Origin of the sequence: Fructilactobacillus florum 8D (assembly GCF_000512295.1) — a bacterium.
In the GTDB taxonomy this organism is placed as follows: domain Bacteria; phylum Bacillota; class Bacilli; order Lactobacillales; family Lactobacillaceae; genus Fructilactobacillus; species Fructilactobacillus florum.
The window spans coordinates 17,553-33,908 of sequence record NZ_ALXG01000027.1 but is presented as its reverse complement, the minus strand read 5'-3'; the positions used below and the strand labels follow the sequence as shown (position 1 = coordinate 33,908).

The 16,356-nt window shown below is 44.1% G+C and carries 31 protein-coding genes; all 31 read right to left on the bottom strand.

The annotated features are described in order from the left end of the window. Window positions 1–93: 93 nt before the first annotated feature. On the bottom strand, window positions 94–486 hold the full coding sequence (gene rpsI, locus B808_RS03210; RefSeq protein ID WP_009166678.1) for a 30S ribosomal protein S9: 393 nt from the start codon (window positions 484–486) through the stop codon (window positions 94–96). A 13-nt stretch (window positions 487–499) separates the two neighbouring features. Next, a complete protein-coding gene (rplM, locus tag B808_RS03205) occupies window positions 500–943 on the bottom strand; it encodes a 50S ribosomal protein L13 (protein ID WP_009166679.1) in 444 nt (147 codons plus the stop codon). Between the two features lie 107 nt (window positions 944–1,050). Beyond that, window positions 1,051–1,848 carry a tRNA pseudouridine(38-40) synthase TruA gene (gene truA / locus B808_RS03200; RefSeq protein WP_009166680.1) on the bottom strand — a complete coding sequence of 266 codons (798 nt, stop codon included), beginning with the start codon at window positions 1,846–1,848 and terminating at the stop codon, window positions 1,051–1,053. Beyond that, a complete protein-coding gene (locus B808_RS03195; RefSeq protein ID WP_009166681.1) occupies window positions 1,848–2,645 on the bottom strand; it encodes an energy-coupling factor transporter transmembrane component T family protein in 798 nt (265 codons plus the stop codon). Before B808_RS03195 ends, truA begins: the two co-directional genes overlap by 1 nt. Then, complete coding sequence (locus tag B808_RS03190; RefSeq protein WP_035421890.1) at window positions 2,633–3,499, bottom strand: ATP-binding cassette domain-containing protein; 867 nt, start codon at window positions 3,497–3,499, stop codon at window positions 2,633–2,635. The genes B808_RS03195 and B808_RS03190 overlap by 13 nt, the downstream gene beginning before the upstream one ends. Next, the gene (locus B808_RS03185; RefSeq protein WP_035421888.1) at window positions 3,478–4,302 is read right to left on the bottom strand and encodes an ATP-binding cassette domain-containing protein; all 825 of its coding nucleotides are present in this window, start codon (window positions 4,300–4,302) and stop codon (window positions 3,478–3,480) included. The genes B808_RS03190 and B808_RS03185 overlap by 22 nt, the downstream gene beginning before the upstream one ends. A gap of 164 nt (window positions 4,303–4,466) precedes the next feature. Then, window positions 4,467–4,847 carry a 50S ribosomal protein L17 gene (rplQ, locus tag B808_RS03180; protein ID WP_009166682.1) on the bottom strand — a complete coding sequence of 127 codons (381 nt, stop codon included), beginning with the start codon at window positions 4,845–4,847 and terminating at the stop codon, window positions 4,467–4,469. Between the two features lie 21 nt (window positions 4,848–4,868). Beyond that, window positions 4,869–5,819, bottom strand: coding sequence for a DNA-directed RNA polymerase subunit alpha (locus B808_RS03175; protein ID WP_009166683.1), 951 nt, complete (start codon window positions 5,817–5,819; stop codon window positions 4,869–4,871). A 58-nt stretch (window positions 5,820–5,877) separates the two neighbouring features. Beyond that, entirely contained in the window at window positions 5,878–6,267 is a 390-nt protein-coding gene (gene rpsK / locus B808_RS03170; RefSeq protein WP_009166684.1) for a 30S ribosomal protein S11, read from the bottom strand. Between the two features lie 26 nt (window positions 6,268–6,293). Next, a complete protein-coding gene (rpsM, locus tag B808_RS03165) occupies window positions 6,294–6,644 on the bottom strand; it encodes a 30S ribosomal protein S13 (protein WP_009166685.1) in 351 nt (116 codons plus the stop codon). Between the two features lie 20 nt (window positions 6,645–6,664). Then, window positions 6,665–6,784, bottom strand: a complete 120-nt coding sequence (gene rpmJ / locus B808_RS03160) for a 50S ribosomal protein L36 (protein WP_009166686.1) — start codon at window positions 6,782–6,784, stop codon at window positions 6,665–6,667. 24 nt (window positions 6,785–6,808) lie between these two features. Then, the gene (infA, locus tag B808_RS03155; RefSeq protein WP_009166687.1) at window positions 6,809–7,027 is read right to left on the bottom strand and encodes a translation initiation factor IF-1; all 219 of its coding nucleotides are present in this window, start codon (window positions 7,025–7,027) and stop codon (window positions 6,809–6,811) included. A 99-nt stretch (window positions 7,028–7,126) separates the two neighbouring features. Then, complete coding sequence (locus B808_RS03150; RefSeq protein WP_009166688.1) at window positions 7,127–7,780, bottom strand: adenylate kinase; 654 nt, start codon at window positions 7,778–7,780, stop codon at window positions 7,127–7,129. Window positions 7,781–7,799: 19 nt separating this feature from the next. Beyond that, on the bottom strand, window positions 7,800–9,116 hold the full coding sequence (secY, locus tag B808_RS03145) for a preprotein translocase subunit SecY (protein ID WP_009166689.1): 1,317 nt from the start codon (window positions 9,114–9,116) through the stop codon (window positions 7,800–7,802). After that, window positions 9,116–9,547, bottom strand: a complete 432-nt coding sequence (gene rplO / locus B808_RS03140; RefSeq protein WP_009166690.1) for a 50S ribosomal protein L15 — start codon at window positions 9,545–9,547, stop codon at window positions 9,116–9,118. The genes secY and rplO overlap by 1 nt, the downstream gene beginning before the upstream one ends. A gap of 32 nt (window positions 9,548–9,579) precedes the next feature. Beyond that, complete coding sequence (gene rpmD / locus B808_RS03135) at window positions 9,580–9,765, bottom strand: 50S ribosomal protein L30 (protein ID WP_009166691.1); 186 nt, start codon at window positions 9,763–9,765, stop codon at window positions 9,580–9,582. 13 nt (window positions 9,766–9,778) lie between these two features. Further along, window positions 9,779–10,282 carry a 30S ribosomal protein S5 gene (gene rpsE, locus B808_RS03130; RefSeq protein WP_009166692.1) on the bottom strand — a complete coding sequence of 168 codons (504 nt, stop codon included), beginning with the start codon at window positions 10,280–10,282 and terminating at the stop codon, window positions 9,779–9,781. Between the two features lie 21 nt (window positions 10,283–10,303). After that, entirely contained in the window at window positions 10,304–10,669 is a 366-nt protein-coding gene (rplR, locus tag B808_RS03125) for a 50S ribosomal protein L18 (protein ID WP_275452990.1), read from the bottom strand. A gap of 22 nt (window positions 10,670–10,691) precedes the next feature. Next, the gene (gene rplF / locus B808_RS03120; protein ID WP_009166694.1) at window positions 10,692–11,231 is read right to left on the bottom strand and encodes a 50S ribosomal protein L6; all 540 of its coding nucleotides are present in this window, start codon (window positions 11,229–11,231) and stop codon (window positions 10,692–10,694) included. Between the two features lie 31 nt (window positions 11,232–11,262). Next, complete coding sequence (gene rpsH, locus B808_RS03115; protein WP_009166695.1) at window positions 11,263–11,661, bottom strand: 30S ribosomal protein S8; 399 nt, start codon at window positions 11,659–11,661, stop codon at window positions 11,263–11,265. Window positions 11,662–11,693: 32 nt separating this feature from the next. Further along, the gene (locus tag B808_RS03110; RefSeq protein WP_009166696.1) at window positions 11,694–11,879 is read right to left on the bottom strand and encodes a type Z 30S ribosomal protein S14; all 186 of its coding nucleotides are present in this window, start codon (window positions 11,877–11,879) and stop codon (window positions 11,694–11,696) included. An 11-nt stretch (window positions 11,880–11,890) separates the two neighbouring features. After that, complete coding sequence (gene rplE / locus B808_RS03105; RefSeq protein ID WP_009166697.1) at window positions 11,891–12,433, bottom strand: 50S ribosomal protein L5; 543 nt, start codon at window positions 12,431–12,433, stop codon at window positions 11,891–11,893. Between the two features lie 28 nt (window positions 12,434–12,461). Continuing rightward, window positions 12,462–12,770, bottom strand: a complete 309-nt coding sequence (gene rplX, locus B808_RS03100; protein ID WP_009166698.1) for a 50S ribosomal protein L24 — start codon at window positions 12,768–12,770, stop codon at window positions 12,462–12,464. Between the two features lie 30 nt (window positions 12,771–12,800). Next, complete coding sequence (gene rplN, locus B808_RS03095) at window positions 12,801–13,169, bottom strand: 50S ribosomal protein L14 (protein WP_009166699.1); 369 nt, start codon at window positions 13,167–13,169, stop codon at window positions 12,801–12,803. Window positions 13,170–13,221: 52 nt separating this feature from the next. Beyond that, window positions 13,222–13,488, bottom strand: a complete 267-nt coding sequence (rpsQ, locus tag B808_RS03090; RefSeq protein WP_009166700.1) for a 30S ribosomal protein S17 — start codon at window positions 13,486–13,488, stop codon at window positions 13,222–13,224. Window positions 13,489–13,513: 25 nt separating this feature from the next. Further along, window positions 13,514–13,708, bottom strand: coding sequence for a 50S ribosomal protein L29 (gene rpmC / locus B808_RS03085; protein ID WP_009166701.1), 195 nt, complete (start codon window positions 13,706–13,708; stop codon window positions 13,514–13,516). Continuing rightward, entirely contained in the window at window positions 13,698–14,132 is a 435-nt protein-coding gene (gene rplP, locus B808_RS03080) for a 50S ribosomal protein L16 (RefSeq protein ID WP_009166702.1), read from the bottom strand. The genes rpmC and rplP overlap by 11 nt, the downstream gene beginning before the upstream one ends. Before the next feature lie 2 nt (window positions 14,133–14,134). After that, window positions 14,135–14,797 (bottom strand): 30S ribosomal protein S3, encoded by a 663-nt coding sequence (gene rpsC / locus B808_RS03075; RefSeq protein ID WP_009166703.1) that lies wholly within the window; start codon window positions 14,795–14,797, stop codon window positions 14,135–14,137. 3 nt (window positions 14,798–14,800) lie between these two features. Further along, window positions 14,801–15,157 carry a 50S ribosomal protein L22 gene (rplV, locus tag B808_RS03070; RefSeq protein WP_009166704.1) on the bottom strand — a complete coding sequence of 119 codons (357 nt, stop codon included), beginning with the start codon at window positions 15,155–15,157 and terminating at the stop codon, window positions 14,801–14,803. Between the two features lie 16 nt (window positions 15,158–15,173). Then, a complete protein-coding gene (rpsS, locus tag B808_RS03065; RefSeq protein ID WP_009166705.1) occupies window positions 15,174–15,455 on the bottom strand; it encodes a 30S ribosomal protein S19 in 282 nt (93 codons plus the stop codon). 51 nt (window positions 15,456–15,506) lie between these two features. After that, the gene (gene rplB / locus B808_RS03060) at window positions 15,507–16,352 is read right to left on the bottom strand and encodes a 50S ribosomal protein L2 (RefSeq protein ID WP_009166706.1); all 846 of its coding nucleotides are present in this window, start codon (window positions 16,350–16,352) and stop codon (window positions 15,507–15,509) included. Window positions 16,353–16,356 lie beyond the last annotated feature (4 nt).

The following is a 16,356-nucleotide window of genomic DNA, read 5'->3' as shown; positions in this document are numbered from 1 at the left end:
ACATTCGTTATGAATGTAGCTACTGCTTTTTTGGAAGCAAACAATGATTAATAAAAACACCCATGCCAAATGCATGAGTGCCAAAATAAAATATTAACGTTTTGAGAATTGACGTGCTTTCCGGGCTTTTTTCAAACCTGGTTTCTTTCGTTCTTTCATCCGTGAGTCCCGGGTTAATAAGCCGGCACTCTTTAATGCTTCACGGAAATCAGGGTCAACATCGAGCAATGCTCGTGCAATCCCTAACCGAATGGCTCCAGCTTGTCCAGAGAAACCACCACCGTTAACGTTTGCTAGGGTATCGTAATTTCCTAGTGTTTCCGTTGTGTTGTATGGTTGTAAGATTACTTCACGTAAACTTGGAAATGGAATGTAATCTTCCACGTCACGACCATTAATGACAACTTTACCAGTACCGGGAACTAGACGTACCCGCGCAACTGAATCTTTCCGGCGACCTGTGCCGGCATATTGTACTTTAGCCAATTGAGTTTCCTCCTTAAATTAGATGGTTAATATCTAAAACTTCAGGTTGTTGGGCAGCTTGTTGATGATCAGCACCAGCGTAAACATGCAATTTCTTTGCAATTTTACGACCTAAAGTTCCGTGAGGAAGCATTCCTTTAACAGATTGCTCAATTAACTTGTCTGGTTTTTCATCGCGTAACATGCCAAATGATTCTTGTTTAATCCCACCAATGTATTGCGTGTGGTGGTAGTGCATCTTGTTTTTAGCTTTGTGACCCGTCAAAGCTACCTGAGCAGCATTGATGATAATCACATGATCACCACAATCAACGTTGGGTGTGTAAGTGGTCTTATTTTTACCGCGTAAAACGGTTGCGGTGACGCTTGCTAGCCGACCCAAAGGGATCCCAGCTGCGTCAATCAAATACCATTTGTGTTCAATTTCACCGGGCTTAGCCATGTATGTTGTACGCACTATTCTTTCCTCCGTGTTTCTGTGTTTGTTCGACACCTTATAAGTTTCCGGGGCTTATGTGGGGCAAACAATACCATCTACCATAATACAAATTATTAGTATAAAAGTCAATCAAGATCCCGATGCTTTTTTTGTGAATGTTGCGGATCATCACCAGGATAATAGACACGTTCTAAATACAACCCTTGAGCCGGCAGCGTCAACCGAGCTTCTTGACGATTTCGCACCTGCAAGAGCCGTTCAATATCATGAACAGGACGCTTTCCCATCCCAATTTCAACTAGCACCGCCGCCATAATTCGCACCTGGTTGTACATAAAACCATCGCCATAAAACGACAAATGGACCTCGTCATGAGCGCAATCCTCTCGAACGGTTGCGGAAAAAATCGTGCGAACCCGACTTCCCGGCTTGGCACCAGCCGCCACGAATGAGGAAAAGTCATGGCGACCTAATAAATCAGTAGCAGCTTGTTGCATTTTTTGAACATCAAGCGGAAAGCGCCAGTGGGCAGTATACCGCCGCTTGAATGGGTTAGTAAATTCCCCTTGAGCAATCCGGTAAAGATATCGTTTGCCAGTTACGTCATAACGAGCCTGAAAATCAGCTGCTACTTTGGCAACAGCAATAATTTCAATATCTAACGGACACATACTGTTTAAACCCTTCAAGAGACTGGTAGCTGCTAGTTGAAATGGAAAATCGAAATGAGCAGTTTGTGCCAGCGCATGCACCCCCGCATCAGTCCGACCAGAACCATACACAACAATTGCTGGTTCTGGGTTTTTAGCCATAATGTTTATCAACTTGGTTAAAACCCCTTCTACCGTTCGCTGGTGTGGCTGACGTTGAAAGCCCGCAAAATCAGTCCCTTCATATGCAAATGTAATTTTATACCGTGGCATTAAAATCCTCGCGTTCCCAGTACTAAAAGACCTAGTACAATTACTAACCCTAACGATCCCGTGTCAGCCGGCCGCCAAATAAATTTACGGTAACTAGTCCGCACAGCCTGAACGGAGTAACCACTCGCTCCCAGTGCGTCCGCCAGATGATCAGCATGTCGAAACGATGCCACTAGCAACGGAATAATCAAAGTTCCAATGTTTCGTACTCGTTCCCAGAGTTTGCCCTGATTAAAGTTAGTGCCACGGGAGCGTTGTGCATCCATAATCGTTTGCAGTTCGGTCAATAGCGTGGGAATAAAGCGCAGGGCAATTGAAATCATCATCCCGATGGTGGAGACAGGAACTTTAAGTCGTTTTAGGGGCTGAAGTAGCCGTTCAATTCCTGCCGCAATCGCATTTGGCGAAGTCGTCATGGTCAACAAGGCTGCTTCCATAATGATTAGCGTAAACCGTACTAAAATCAGCCCAGCCGTTACCAAACCCGTCGATGTAATCTTAACAACACCCCAGTGAAAATAAATGGTCCCCCCCGTTCCAAACAAGATTTGAATCAGGAGAGTAAACCCGATTAGCCATAAAAAGGGAATAATCGTATGAAGCATCATGGACAGTGAAAGGCGAGCCGCACTGATTTGGACAATTAAGGCACACCCCAATATGCCATAATTAAGCCAATTATTTGCAACCAGGGTCCACGTAATCAAGAGCAGCACCGCCAAAATTTTGGTTACCGGATTCAAACGATGGATCAATGAGTTTCCGGGCAGGTAATTGCCAAAAACTATTTGTTGCATGGATGACCTCCCTGATGGATATCGTTAACCAGCAGCCTCGTTGCTTCTGTAGCGGTCAATGGTAATTGTGCCAGCTGGACTCCGTGAGCTTGCAGCCGGTAATAAAATTGCACCGCAGCTGGAAGTGGGACTGCCGTAGGTGCGGTTGCAAAAAACTCACGTACGGGTTGATCTCGTATCAATTGGCCTGCTTGTAACATCAAGACCCGCGCGGCTAACTGAGCAACCACATCCATGTCATGTGTAATGATGATGATTGTTACTTGTTGCTGCTGGAGGCGTCCCAATAAGTCCAATAATTGCTGGACTCCGGCAGCGTCTAAGCCCACCGTTGGCTCATCTAAGACCAGCAACCGTGGTTTCATTGCTAAAACTCCAGCAATTGCAACCCGTCGCATTTGACCCCCCGAAAGTTCAAAGGGTGAGCGTGTTTCAAATTCTGGTGGAATCCCCACGGCCCGTAAAGCTTGCTGTGCTAACTGTCGAGCCTCTTTCTCGGACTTGCCAAAATTTTGCGGTCCAAAACTAACGTCTGCCAAAACCGTTTCTGCGAACAGTTGATGTTCGGGTGCTTGAAAAATCATGCCCACCTCGGACCGTAACTGCTGCAACGCCCGCCGATTCGTGTGGCGATTCAGTCGAAGACCATTAATGGTTACTGTCCCACTCGTAGCGAACTGCAACCCGTTTAGTAGTCGCATTAAGGTCGACTTGCCACTCCCGGTTGCACCCACAATAGCAACGGTTTCTCCTTGTGCAATCTGTAATGAAATATCAGTCAACGCTGGATGAACAACCGGCGTTTGCAAACCATAGCTATAATTAACCTGTTTTAAAACAACTGGGAAATCCATTGACTCAGTCCTTCATCATCTAAATAGTGTGCGGGCACTGTGATCCCACGGTCGCACAGTTGGTGTTGTACTTGTGCACTGAAGGGCGCCTGCATCTGCATTGCCGTAAGTAAGTCTGGTTGCTCAAAAAATCGTGCGGGCGCCCCCTGAAATACGACTTTATGCTGATTAAGTGCAAGGACCTGGTCAGCTTGAGCCACCGCAGAAACATCGTGCGTAATCATTAGAATCGTGAGTTGCGTGGTCTTTTGCAACTGCGTCAAAACAGTTGTAATAGCCTCCTTTGTCGCTGCATCGAGCATACTGGTGGCTTCATCTAAAACCAAAATTTCAGGTTGAACTGCTAAGGCACTGGCTAAGGCAACCTTTTGTTGTTGTCCGCCCGACAGCCAGCTGGGGTCGTGTTCGGCAAGTTCACTAATCCCAACTTGTTTCATGGCTTGCGGAACCAGTTGGTGCATGGTTTCATAATCAACTTGCCGATTCTCGAGCCCAAAAGCGACATTTTCAGCAACCGTGCCCGCAATCAGCTGATCAGCCGGTGTTTGAAAAACCAAGGCTAATTTTTGCTGTAACCGCTGCCGATTTTCCTGCCGAAGGGGTTCATCATCAAGCTTAATGGTGCCTGCAGTTGGTAGCAGTAACCCATCTAAAAGCTTAATGATCGTGCTTTTACCACTACCATTTGGACCGACTAGTGCCGTGGTTTGACCACTTTGCAACGTAAAGGACAGCTGTTCAAAAACTGGATCCGCGCCGTCATACGAAAAGGCAACGTCATTAAATTCAATTTTACCAGGCATCCCACCAAGTCCCCTCAATTTTATGTATAAAAAAATCACTAAAAGGTTGAGGCGCATGGAAAAAAATCCACATTCAAGCTAGACTTGGAATTCCATCATCATAACGCTTTATACCTCAATCTTAGTGATTCAGTGCAATATTAAATTAAATGCTCAAAAAAAGCTTAGACAAATTCTAAGATTACCATCTGAGCACCATCACCGCGCCGAGGCATGGTTTTTAAGATCCGCGTGTAGCCACCCTGACGATCTTGGTACTTTGGTGCTAATTCATCGAATAACTTTTGTAGTGCCGTCGTAACCTTAACGTCATCGCCTTCAGCTTTAACATCTGCAATTGAATTCTGCAGGTAAGCAGCTGCTTGACGACGTGCACTTAAGTCCCCCTTTTTACCTAGGGTGATCATTTGGTCAGCTAGTGAGCGCACTGTTTTAGCTTTGGCTTCAGTTGTTTCGATCCGATCGTTAACAATCAGTTGCGTGGTCAAGTTCCGCAAGAGTGCTCGTCGAGGACCCTGTTTACGACCAAATTTACGATAACTCATAAGTCGATTCCTCCTTTTATCTTAGTCTTCTTTACGAAAGGATAGTCCTAGGGCATCCAATTTTTGTTCGATTTCTTCTAGGGACTTCCGTCCTAGGTTACGAACATTCATCATATCCGCCATGGATTTATCGGTTAATTCTTGAACCGTGTTAATCCCAGCTCGTTTCAAACAGTTGTAAGAACGAACTGACAAATCTAATTCCTCGATTGACATTTCGAGCATTTTTTCCTTGTGGCTCTCTTCTTTTTCAACCATCACGTTGGTATTTTGTGCCCGATCTGTCAAATCAACAAACATTTCCAAATGCTGAGTTAAAATCTTAGCTGCCAAACTGATTGAATCTGAAGGAGTAATCGAACCATTGGTCCAAATATCTAAAGTCAATTTATCGAAATCATCACGTTGTCCAACACGTGTATCTTCCACTTGGTAGTTCACACGTTCGATTGGGGTATAAATAGAATCGATTGGTAACACACCGATTGGCATATCATCATTGCGAGCCTTGTTCTCTTCTGCAGAGACATACCCGCGACCCTTATCAGCCGTCATCGTCATGTGCAGGGTTGCCCCTTCTGCTACCGTTGCTAGATGTAAATCAGGGTTCAAAATGGTAGTTTCGCTATCGGTCGTAATGTCTGCCGCCGTCACTTCAGCTGGACCGGTAACTTCGACACTCATAGAGTGGACTGCTTGTTCGTCACCTTCTAATCGAAGTTTGAGCTTTTTTAAGTTCAAAATGATCTTGGTAACGTCTTCGGTCACACCCTTGATCGTTGAAAATTCGTGCAAAACCCCGTCAATCTGAACGCTGGTAACGGCAGCTCCAGGTAACGAAGCCAACAAAACTCGGCGCAAAGAATTGCCTAAAGTAGTCCCATAGCCGCGTTCCAATGGCTCAACAACTATTTCACCGTAATTATTTGTTTCTTCAATTTTATGAATGTTAGGCTTTTCAAATTCAATCATGCGAAGTACCCCTTTCAAACCGCGTTGAGTCTAATCCTAAAATCATCCCTAACTAAGCTTAAACTCGACGACGCTTTGGAGGACGGCACCCATTATGAGGAACGGGAGTAACGTCTCTAATTGCGGCAACTTCCAAACCAGTAGTTTGTAAAGCTCGAATGGCTGATTCGCGACCGGAACCAGGTCCTTTAACCGCTACTTCAACGGACTTCATACCGTGTTCCATGGCCGTTTTAGCAGCTGCTTCAGCTGCCATCTGAGCAGCGAATGGAGTTGATTTACGACTACCACGAAATCCAAGGGCTCCAGCTGAAGACCAAGCAATTGCATTTCCCTGTACATCAGTAATCATTACTAACGTGTTATTAAACGTTGAGTGGATATGAGCAACTCCTGCTTCAACGTGTTTTCTTGTTTTACGTTTACGTGTGCTTTTAGTTTTAGCCATATGCGTTGATAACCTCCTTTAATTGATTATTTGGTGCTGCGCTTCCCTTTACGAGTTCGAGCGTTGTTCTTCGTGTGCTGACCACGGGATGGTAAACCACGACGATGACGCAAGCCACGGTATGAACCGATCTCAGAGAGTCGCTTAATATTCATACTAACTTCACGACGTAGGTCTCCCTCAATTGTAAAGTCATCAAGAGCTACCCGAATCTTATCTTCTTGATCAGGAGTTAAATCCTGAGTCCGAACGTCTTCTGAAACACCGGCTTTTGCAAGCACTTTGGTAGCCGTCGTTGTTCCAACCCCAAAAATGTAGGTTAAAGCAATGACAACCCGTTTGTTACGTGGTAAATCAACTCCGGCAATTCGAGCCATTAAATCCACCTCCTATAAAATTATTTTCCTTGTCGTTGTTTGTGTTTAGGATTTGCAGAACAAATCACCATCACACGACCCTTACGTTTGATGATTTTGCAATTTTCGCACATCTTTTTAACTGATGGACGGACTTTCATATTATAAACCTCCTACATCAGGACCTACTTAAATCGATAAGTAATCCGGCCCTTCGTTAAATCATACGGTGACATTTCAACGGTTACCCGATCTCCTGGAAGTATTTTAATGTAATGCATCCGAATCTTGCCAGAGACATGGGCAAGAATCTCATGCCCATTTTCCAGTTCGACTTTGAACATGGCGTTTGGTAAGGTTTCCGTAATTTTTCCTTCGATCTCAATGACATTATCTTTTGCCAAAACAATCCTCCAAAACTTAAGTCGAACAAATTCTTTGCAAACTTATCAGCATGCTCTAATATAGCATATTTTATCAGTAACGACAAACTCTGCCTTAGGCTACGACAAGTTATTGAGAATTTGATTAATTTCTTTGGTAACCGTCGGAATTGCTTGGTCACCATTCACCGTGTGCAGCAGGTGCTCTGTTTGGTAGTAATCCAGCAGCGGCGTATTCATTTCGACATTGACTTTCAACCGATTTTTAACTGTCGCAGGTTTATCATCACTGCGTTGATAAAAAACATGCCCACCACATACATCACAAGTTCCAGCCACTTTGGGCTGATTATACAATTTGTGATAGGTTGCTCCACAGTTTTTACAGATAAACCGACCAGAAAGCCGTTCTTCTAAAACTGATGGGGCTACGTCAATGTTAATGACCGCAGAAAGTTGACGATTGAGCTGCGTCCCAATGAGCTTTAACTGCTCTGCCTGTGCCAAATTTCTCGGAAAGCCATCAAGCAGATAACCATTAGCGGTATCCGCCTGCTGCAAACGATCCGCAACAATTCCACAAGTTACATCATCGGGGACTAAATCTCCCTTATCAATGTAACTCTGGGCTTTGAGACCCATTGGTGTCTGGTTTTTAATTGCCGCACGGAAAATATCACCAGTCGAAATATGTGGAATTTGATAACGTTCCGTAATAAATTCGGCTTGGGTCCCCTTGCCAGCACCTGGCAATCCCATTAAAAATAAATTCATTGTCAAAAACGTCGCTCCCTTACTTTTTGCCAGTATCATCAGCTTGAATAAAGCCGACGTAATCTTGGCGCATGGTCAATCCTTTGATTTGCTGCATCGTTTCGATGGCAACCCCGACAATAATCAGCAGGTTAGTCCCACCGAGCCCAATTGAGTTGTTGAGATTCCAAACATTTTGCGCAATCAGAGGGATCAAAGAAACAATCCCCAAGAAAAGCGCTCCAATGGTACTCAATCTCATTAACAAACGCGAAACATAGGTTTGCGTTGTCTTACCAGGCCAGACCCCAGGAATATAGCTTCCTTGTTTTTGCAGGTTTTCGGATAATTTTTCTGGATTAACCTGCACAAAAGCATAGAAGAAAGTAAAGACCACAATCAAAATGGTGTAAAAAGTTGCCCCACTAGGGGTCTGCATATTAAAGAGTTGCGTGAGCACCTTATACCAGCCTGATTCTCCAAAATTTTTAGTGAAGAACAGCAAAATGGTCTGCGGGGTTGAAATAAAAGCACTGGCAAAAATTACCGGAATCACTCCGGCCACGTTAACCTTCAATGGAAGATAACTTGATTTACCAGAACCAGCCGAGCGTCGGGTATATTGAATTGGAATCCGACGTTCCGCCTGTTGTACCCAAGTAACAAAAGTCACAATGATCAACATGGCGACAATCAAGCCGATGACAATCAGAACCGGTTGCCACAAATCACTCGAATCGGTGCCTTCAATATATTGCTGATAAAAACTCGTTAATCCATTAGGAATGTTAGCGATAATCCCAGCAAAAATAATCATGGACACCCCTTGACCAATTCCCTTGTCGGTAATCATGTCACCCATCCACGTGGTTAACATCGTACCCGCCGTCAAAATCAGCCCGATACTAATGTAGGTGCCAACTCCGGGATTTTGCACTAGATGCAAACTACTTAAAGCATTGAAACCGGCGGTAATTCCCACCGACTGGAAAAAGGCCAGTACAATGGCCAACCGCCGAGTAACCCGATCAAGTTTTAGTCGACCAACTTCACCCTGCTTACTCCATTCCACAAAACGCGGTACGATGTCCATTTGCAACAACTGCACCACGATTTGGGCCGTAATATAGGGTGACACTCCCATCGCAAAGATGGAATAGTTGGTTAAACCACCACCACTGAAAATATTTAAAACATTAACTAACCCAGAAGACGCAACTTCTTGAAGTGCCTTAGCATTAATCCCAGGAACCGTGATGTAGGCTCCTAACCGGAAAACTGCTAGGACAAAAAGCGTAAATAAAATCTTATTACGAATATTTTTGTCAGCAAATGCACTCTTTAAGGTAGATAACATTAAATCACCTCGGCTTTACCACCAGCTGCTTCGATTGCTGTTTTAGCACTTGCAGAGAACTGGTTGGCTTTAACCGTCAAAGCTTTGTCTAGCTTACCAGTTCCTAAGATTTTGATCCCATCTTTGGGATTACGAACAACCCCAGTTTCAACAAGCACTGCTGGCGTAACTTCAGCATTACTGTCAAAACTATTGAGTTTATCTAAGCTCACCGTCACAATTTGTTTCCGGTTCATGCTAGTAAATCCACGCTTAGGAATCCGCCGGTACAAAGGCATCTGGCCCCCTTCAAAACCTAAACGAGTCTTGCCACGGGCTTTTTGACCTTTTTGACCGCGACCGGAAGTCTTTCCTTTGCTACCCATTCCACGACCTTTTCGACTTCGAGTCGAACGAGATCCGGCAGCAGCTTTTAATTCGTGTAACTTCATAGTGAGTGGCACCTCCTTTTTTTAGAAAATAATTAGTCTTCTACTTGTTCAACTTTAACGAGGTGAGCGACTTTAAAAAGTGCTCCCCGTGTCGCTGCGTTGTCAGGACGAGTGACACTGCTGTTAATCCGTCCTAAACCAAGGGCTTCCACAATTTTACGTTGTTTAGGAAGACGATGTGCAGCACTGTGAACTAGGGTAATTTTTAATTGAGCCATCTGAAAAACCTCCTTATTCAGCTAAATGATCAACTGAAACCCCACGGAGCTCGGAAACTTCGTGAGCGTTCTTCAGACCTTTCAGCCCTTCAAACGTTGCTCGGATAACGTTAATGGCGGTATCCGAACCCAGTCGCTTACTAGTAACATCGTTGATTCCGGCTAATTCCATGACCGAACGAACGGCACCACCGGCAGCAACCCCAGCACCTTCTTCAGCTGGTTTTAATAAAATGCGGCCCCCACCGTAAACGCCCACAATTTCATGCGGAATCGTTGTGTTCACGATTGGAACTTCAATCAGATTCTTTTTAGCGGCTTCAACTGCTTTTCGGATTGCTTCTGGAACTTCTTGTGCTTTCCCGGTTCCAAAACCAACGTGTCCGTTTTTGTCACCAACAACTGCTAAAGCGGCAAATCGTAACCGACGACCACCTTTAACAACCTTGGTAATCCGATTAATGGCAACCACGTTGTCATCTAAATCCAATTTATCTGGATCAATATACTTAGCCATGCGTGTGATATCCTCCTTTGATTAAAATTCGAGCCCGTTTTCACGAGCTGCTTCAGCGAGCGCTTGAACCCGTCCGTGGTATAAGTAACCGCCGCGATCAAACACAACGTGCTTCAAGTTAGCAGCTTGGGCCCGCTTAGCAACTAAGGCACCGACTTCAGCTGCCTGCGCTGTTTTGTCACCGGCTTTAATTTCTTGATCTAGAGTTGAGGCACTAGCTAGCGTTACACCCGCTACGTCATCAATTAATTGAGCGTAGATGTTTTTGTTAGAACGAAAGACGTCTAAACGTGGGCACTCAGCAGTACCAGCAATTTTACTGCGAACTCGGGCATGACGTGCCTTACGAGTTTTATTTTTGCTTGGTTTTGTAATCAAATTAGTCACCTCTGTTTGTTGTGATTAAACTTTATTTACCAGTCTTACCTTCTTTAAGAGTAATGTGTTCGTCAACATAACGAATTCCCTTACCTTTATAAGGTTCTGGAGAACGAATGGAACGAACCTTGGCAGCAAAGTCACCAACGTGTTGTTTGCTAATCCCAGAAATTTCAATCGTCGTATTATCAGGAACTTTAACTTCCAAATCTTCAGGAACTGGAACAATCACTGGATTTGAGTATCCCACGTTTAAGGTCAGTTCAGTCCCTTTTAATTGGGTTCGGTATCCAACACCGACTAATTTCAAAGTTTTTTGAAAACCATCAGTAACCCCAATTACCATATTGGCAATGTTGGCACGTGAAGTTCCATGTAATGCTCGTTCACGATTGTCGTACTTACCAGTAGGAGTGAAGTTCACTTCGTTCCCATCGATTTTCATTTCGATTTCAGTAGCAAGCGTCCGCGTTAGGTTCCCCTTGGGACCCGTCACCGTGACCTGGTCGCCACTTTGTTTGACCGAAACCCCTTCGGGCAGGTCAATCGTTTTGTAACCAATTCGACTCATCTTATACACACCTCCGTTTCGAAATTATTTATTACCAGACGTAGGCGAGAACTTCGCCACCGACTTTTTTCGCACGTGCTTCTTTATCGGTGATAACACCATCGGAAGTTGAAATGATGGCAATCCCTAAACCATTAAGAACTTTAGGAACATCATCAGACTTAACGTATGAACGCAAGCCGGGTTTTGAAATTCGTTTCAAACCTGAAATTACACGTTGATCGTTAGCGCCGTACTTTAGAAAAACGCGAATAACACCCTGAGTATCATCGTCGAGATATTCAACTCGACTCACGAATCCTTCGCGCTTTAAAATTTCAGCAATATTACGTTTCATTTTAGATGCAGGTACATCAACCGAACGGTGGCGTGCCATATTGGCATTGCGGATTCGAGTTAAAAAGTCTGCAATTGGATCTGTCATTGCCATGAACGTGAAACCTCCCCTTTAATTTTTTTGGTTTACCAGCTAGCTTTTTTCATGCCAGGAATCTGACCCTTGTGAGCAAGCTGACGCAAGCAAATGCGGCATAAATGAAATTTTTGATAAACTGCACGAGGTCGGCCGCAACGTTCACAACGCGTATAAGCTTGCGTTGAAAATTTAGCAGGACGCTGACTCTTTTCGACCATTGATTTTTTTGCCAAATTAAAACCTCCTATTTAGCGAATGGCATTCCAAACTGAGCAAGCAGTTCGTGAGCCTCTTCATCAGTGTTAGCAGTAGTAACCAGCACGATATCTAATCCACGAACTCGGTTAACATCATCATAGTTGATTTCTGGGAAAATCAATTGCTCCTTTACACCGAGAGTAAAGTTTCCTCGTCCATCAAAGGAACGGTTTGAAACTCCGTGAAAATCACGAACTCGTGGTAAAGAAACGTTAATCAACTTATCTAAGAAATCATACATTTTATCGCCGCGCAACGTTACCTTGGCACCAATTGGCATTCCTTGGCGGAGTCTAAAAGCGGCAATCGACTTCTTAGCCTTAGTAATGAGCGGTTTTTGACCAGAAATTAGCGCCAATTCGCTCACTGCTTCATCTAAGTTTTTGGAGTTTGTTACAGCATCACCAACACCCATATTCAAAACAATTTTTTCAAGTTTTGGTCCTTGCATAATTGATGAATAGTTAAACTTTTCTACTAGTGCTGGGAGAATTTCTTGCTGATATCTTTCTTGTAAACGAGTAGACATGCGAATTAATTCCTCCTTTCACTACAATCTAGTCGATTGCTTTCTGTGATTTTTTTGAAATACGAACTTTTTTACCATCTTTGATTTCAACCTTGATCCGAGTTGGTTTGTTCGTAGATGGATCTAACAACATCACGTTCGATGCATCGATTGGAGCTGCAACGTCAGAAACATTCCCTTGCGGATTGTTTTGTGATGCTTTTTGGTGCTTTTTAACCATGTTGATTCCGTCCACAACCACGCGATTTTTCGCAGCAATGGTGCGGGTAATCGTACCGTCTTTGCCCTTATCTTTACCAGCAATGACACGAACTTTGTCACCAGTCTTTAAGAACATTAATCTGACACCTCCCTGGTTTTTCTTGGATTAAAGTACTTCTGGAGCTAATGAAACAATCTTTAAGAAGTTGTTGTTTCGTAATTCACGAGCAACGGGTCCAAAAATCCGAGTTCCCCGAGGGCTCTTATCGTCATTAATTAAAACAGCAGCATTTTCATCAAACCGGATGTATGATCCATCAGTTCGACGTGCAACGGACTTAGTCCGAACGACAACTGCTTTAACAACATCACCTTTTTTGACAACGCCACCTGGTGTTGCTTGTTTGACAGTAGCAACAATAGTATCGCCAATTCCAGCATACCGCACTTTAGAACCGCCCAAAACTTTGATAGTCAGCAATTCGCGCGCTCCAGAATTATCGGCAACCTTCAAACGACTTTCTTGTTGAATCATAGTAAGTGGCCTCCTTTCAACTTAAAATCAGAATACGATAAATGAAGCAAAGCTAGATAATAACGGCTTTTTCGACAACATCAAGTAAGCGGAAGTGAACATTTTTTGACAAAGGCCGAGTTTCCATGATCTCAACAATGTCGTTCATTTTAGCAGTGTTATTTTCGTCGTGTGCCATGTACTTCTTGGTGTACTTCATCCGCTTTCCGTAAGTTGAATGTTTTTTAGTAGTTTCAACAGCAACGGTGATGGTTTTATTCATTTTGTCAGAAACCACCCGTCCACGGTATGTTTTCCGTTCATTACGTGATTCGCTCATTAAGATATACCCCCTTTATCGAATCTTATTTGTTTAATTCTGCTTGTCGCAGAGCTGTTTTCAAACGGGCAATCGTCTTGCGAACCGTTCGTAAGCGCGCCGTGTTTTCCAATTGACCAGTGGCTAATTGGAAACGAAGATTGAACAATTCTTTTTTGTAATCTTGTTCTTTAGCCCGCATTTCATCGGTAGTCAACTGACTAATTTCTTTAGCCTTCATTTGATTCGCCACCTACTTCCTCACGTTTGATAATCTTAGTACGAACAGGCAGTTTGTTGGAAGCTAACGTCAAAGCTTTGATGGCTGTTTCTGAATCAACACCACCAACCTCGAAAAGCACTTTGCCACGCTTAACGGGAGCAACCCAGCCAGCTGGGCTACCTTTACCTTTACCCATTCGAACTCCAATTCCCTTTTCAGTGTACGATTTTTGGGGGAAAATCTTAATCCAAACTTTCCCGCCACGTTTCATGCTTCGGGTAATCGCAATACGACAAGCTTCAATCTGTCTATTAGTAATCCAATGTGAATCGATGGTTTGTAAACCATATTCACCAAAAGCAACGCTGTTACCGCCCTTAGAGTGCCCGCGAAGCTTACCACGGTGTTCTCGACGATGCTTAACACGTTTTGGTACTAGCATGTTTACTTACCTCCCTGATGATTTTCCTCGGGCTTGTCAGGTAAAACTTCGCCCCGGTTAATCCAAGTTTTCACTCCGATAGAACCATACGTCGTGTGTGCTTCGTTCCAGGAATAATTGATGTCTGCCCGGAGCGTGTGTAGTGGAACACGACCTTCTGAATAGCTTTCGATTCGAGCCATATCGGCACCATTGAGTCGACCAGCTGACTGCGTTTTAACACCCTTAGCACCAGCGCGCATAACGCCCTTCATGCTCTGACGCATAGCCCGTCGAAAGGCAACTCGACCTTCTAGTTGCTTTGCAATGTTATCACCAACTAAAATTGCTTCAAGATCTGGCTTCTTAACTTCCACAATATTAATGTGAACGCGACGACCAGTTAATTTGTTTAATTCTTGTCGCAAAGTTTCAACTTCAGAACCACCCTTACCAATCACCATTCCTGGTTTGGCAGTGTGAATCGAAATGTTGACCCGTTTAGCCGCACGTTCGATTTCAACAGCCGAGACAGAAGCGTCTGCAAGCCGTTTATCAAGATATTCACGAATCTTTAAATCTTCATTTAAGTAGTTTGCAAACTGATCATCGTTTGCGTACCACTGAGCTTGCCAGCCACGGTTAACTCCAATTCGGAAACCATTTGGGTTAATTTTTTGACCCATGCTCTATCCCTCCTTTTTTTCTGATACTACGATGGTAATGTGACTCGTACGCTTGTTGATTGGTGAAGCTGATCCCTTTGCGCGCGGACGGAATCTCTTTAAAGTGGGACCTTCATCAGCATATGCTTCACTGACTACTAAATCTTGACCATCAAGGTCAAAGTTGTTTTCTGCATTAGCAACTGCTGAGTGCAAAACTTTACCAACCACTGGAGAAGCACCCCGAGGAGTGAACTTCAGGATTGCCACTGCTTCGGCCACCTGTTTGCCTCTAATAAGATCTAAAACAAGGCGGACCTTACGAGGGGCAATTCGAACTGTTTTCGCAATTGCTTTTGCTGATGTAACTTGTTCAGCCATTAGTTATCCTCCTTGTTTATACGGTTTTCTTATCGGCACTGTTGTTACCATGGCCATGGAAAGTCCGAGTGGGGACAAACTCACCCAGTTTGTGACCAACCATGTCTTCTTGAATGTAAACGGGAACGTGATGACGTCCATTATAGACAGAAATCGTGTAGCCGATGAAACTTGGGAAGATCGTCGAACGACGCGACCAAGTCCGGATTACTGACTTCTTTTCTTGATCCTTTTGTGCCTCAATCTTTTTCAACAATGACTGATCAGCAAAAGGTCCTTTTTTTAGGCTTCGACTCATGAATGGAACCTCCTTTTAAATGTATTGATACCGTAAACCTGCTAAACAAGTTTACATCTTGGAACCCTTGCGACGACGAACAATAAATTTGTTCGAGCGGGCTTTCTTCGAACGGGTTTTCTTTCCCACCGTTTTCTTGTGCCAAGGAGACAAAGGAGATGGGTAACCAACTGGAGCTTTTCCTTCACCACCACCATGTGGGTGATCGTTAGGGTTCATTACCGAGCCTCGAACATGAGGTCGTTGACCACGATAGCGAGTCCGACCAGCTTTTCCCCAGTTGACCAACGAATGTTCTTCATTGCCAACCGTTCCAATAGTAGCGCGACAAACTGAGAGAACCATCCGAACTTCACCAGAAGGTAATTTAACTAGCGAATATTTGCCATTTCCATCATTACTGATTAATTGAGCAGAGTTACCAGCTGAGCGAGCCAACTGCCCTCCCTTACCAGGCTTCAATTCAATGTTGTGAATTGTCGAGCCAACTGGAATATCACGTAGTTGTAAAGTGTTTCCAGGCTTGATATCAGCATCAGCACCTGATTGAACAACATCGCCAACTTTCAAGCCCTTAGGAGCTAGAATGTAAGCTTTAACTCCATCAGCATAAACAACTAGCGCAATGTTAGCCGTCCGGTTAGGATCATATTCAATGGTTTTAACAGTTGCTGGAACGCCATCATGATTTCGCTTGAAATCAATCACACGATATTTATGCTTGTTCCCACCGCCACGATGCCGCACAGTCATACGACCGGAGTTGTTCCGTCCGGCCTTGTGTGCATTGGCTTCTACCAAAGTCTTTTCCGGTTTGTTAGTGGTGATTTGACTGTAGTCAATACTAGTCATATTCCGGCGACCGTTGGTAGTTGGTTTATATTTCTTTAAAGGCACGGTA

Excerpts from the sequence above, each read along its gene's own strand:
- rpsK (WP_009166684.1), bottom strand. The coding sequence starts at position 6,267 with ATGGCTAAAACTAAAAGCACACGTAAACGTAAAACAAGAAAACACGTT.
- rplN (WP_009166699.1), bottom strand. The coding sequence starts at position 13,169 with ATGATTCAACAAGAAAGTCGTTTGAAGGTTGCCGATAATTCTGGAGCG.
- rpmJ (WP_009166686.1), bottom strand. The coding sequence starts at position 6,784 with ATGAAAGTCCGTCCATCAGTTAAAAAGATGTGCGAAAATTGCAAAATC.
- B808_RS03175 (WP_009166683.1), bottom strand. The coding sequence starts at position 5,819 with ATGATTGAATTTGAAAAGCCTAACATTCATAAAATTGAAGAAACAAAT.
- rplX (WP_009166698.1), bottom strand. The coding sequence starts at position 12,770 with ATGTTCTTAAAGACTGGTGACAAAGTTCGTGTCATTGCTGGTAAAGAT.
- rplO (WP_009166690.1), bottom strand. The coding sequence starts at position 9,547 with ATGAAGTTACACGAATTAAAAGCTGCTGCCGGATCTCGTTCGACTCGA.
- rpsE (WP_009166692.1), bottom strand. The coding sequence starts at position 10,282 with ATGGCTAAGTATATTGATCCAGATAAATTGGATTTAGATGACAACGTG.
- rpsQ (WP_009166700.1), bottom strand. The coding sequence starts at position 13,488 with ATGAGCGAATCACGTAATGAACGGAAAACATACCGTGGACGGGTGGTT.
- B808_RS03195 (WP_009166681.1), bottom strand. The coding sequence starts at position 2,645 with ATGCAACAAATAGTTTTTGGCAATTACCTGCCCGGAAACTCATTGATC.
- rplP (WP_009166702.1), bottom strand. The coding sequence starts at position 14,132 with ATGCTAGTACCAAAACGTGTTAAGCATCGTCGAGAACACCGTGGTAAG.
- secY (WP_009166689.1), bottom strand. The coding sequence starts at position 9,116 with ATGTTATCTACCTTAAAGAGTGCATTTGCTGACAAAAATATTCGTAAT.
- B808_RS03190 (WP_035421890.1), bottom strand. The coding sequence starts at position 3,499 with ATGGATTTCCCAGTTGTTTTAAAACAGGTTAATTATAGCTATGGTTTG.
- rpsC (WP_009166703.1), bottom strand. The coding sequence starts at position 14,797 with ATGGGTCAAAAAATTAACCCAAATGGTTTCCGAATTGGAGTTAACCGT.
- rpsS (WP_009166705.1), bottom strand. The coding sequence starts at position 15,455 with ATGAGTCGAAGCCTAAAAAAAGGACCTTTTGCTGATCAGTCATTGTTG.
- B808_RS03150 (WP_009166688.1), bottom strand. The coding sequence starts at position 7,780 with ATGAATTTATTTTTAATGGGATTGCCAGGTGCTGGCAAGGGGACCCAA.
- rplF (WP_009166694.1), bottom strand. The coding sequence starts at position 11,231 with ATGAGTCGAATTGGTTACAAAACGATTGACCTGCCCGAAGGGGTTTCG.
- truA (WP_009166680.1), bottom strand. The coding sequence starts at position 1,848 with ATGCCACGGTATAAAATTACATTTGCATATGAAGGGACTGATTTTGCG.
- rpmD (WP_009166691.1), bottom strand. The coding sequence starts at position 9,765 with ATGGCTCAATTAAAAATTACCCTAGTTCACAGTGCTGCACATCGTCTT.
- rplV (WP_009166704.1), bottom strand. The coding sequence starts at position 15,157 with ATGGCTGAACAAGTTACATCAGCAAAAGCAATTGCGAAAACAGTTCGA.
- rpsM (WP_009166685.1), bottom strand. The coding sequence starts at position 6,644 with ATGGCTCGAATTGCCGGAGTTGATTTACCACGTAACAAACGGGTTGTC.
- rpmC (WP_009166701.1), bottom strand. The coding sequence starts at position 13,708 with ATGAAGGCTAAAGAAATTAGTCAGTTGACTACCGATGAAATGCGGGCT.
- B808_RS03185 (WP_035421888.1), bottom strand. The coding sequence starts at position 4,302 with ATGCCTGGTAAAATTGAATTTAATGACGTTGCCTTTTCGTATGACGGC.
- rplQ (WP_009166682.1), bottom strand. The coding sequence starts at position 4,847 with ATGAGTTATCGTAAATTTGGTCGTAAACAGGGTCCTCGACGAGCACTC.
- rpsH (WP_009166695.1), bottom strand. The coding sequence starts at position 11,661 with ATGGCAATGACAGATCCAATTGCAGACTTTTTAACTCGAATCCGCAAT.
- rplE (WP_009166697.1), bottom strand. The coding sequence starts at position 12,433 with ATGTCTACTCGTTTACAAGAAAGATATCAGCAAGAAATTCTCCCAGCA.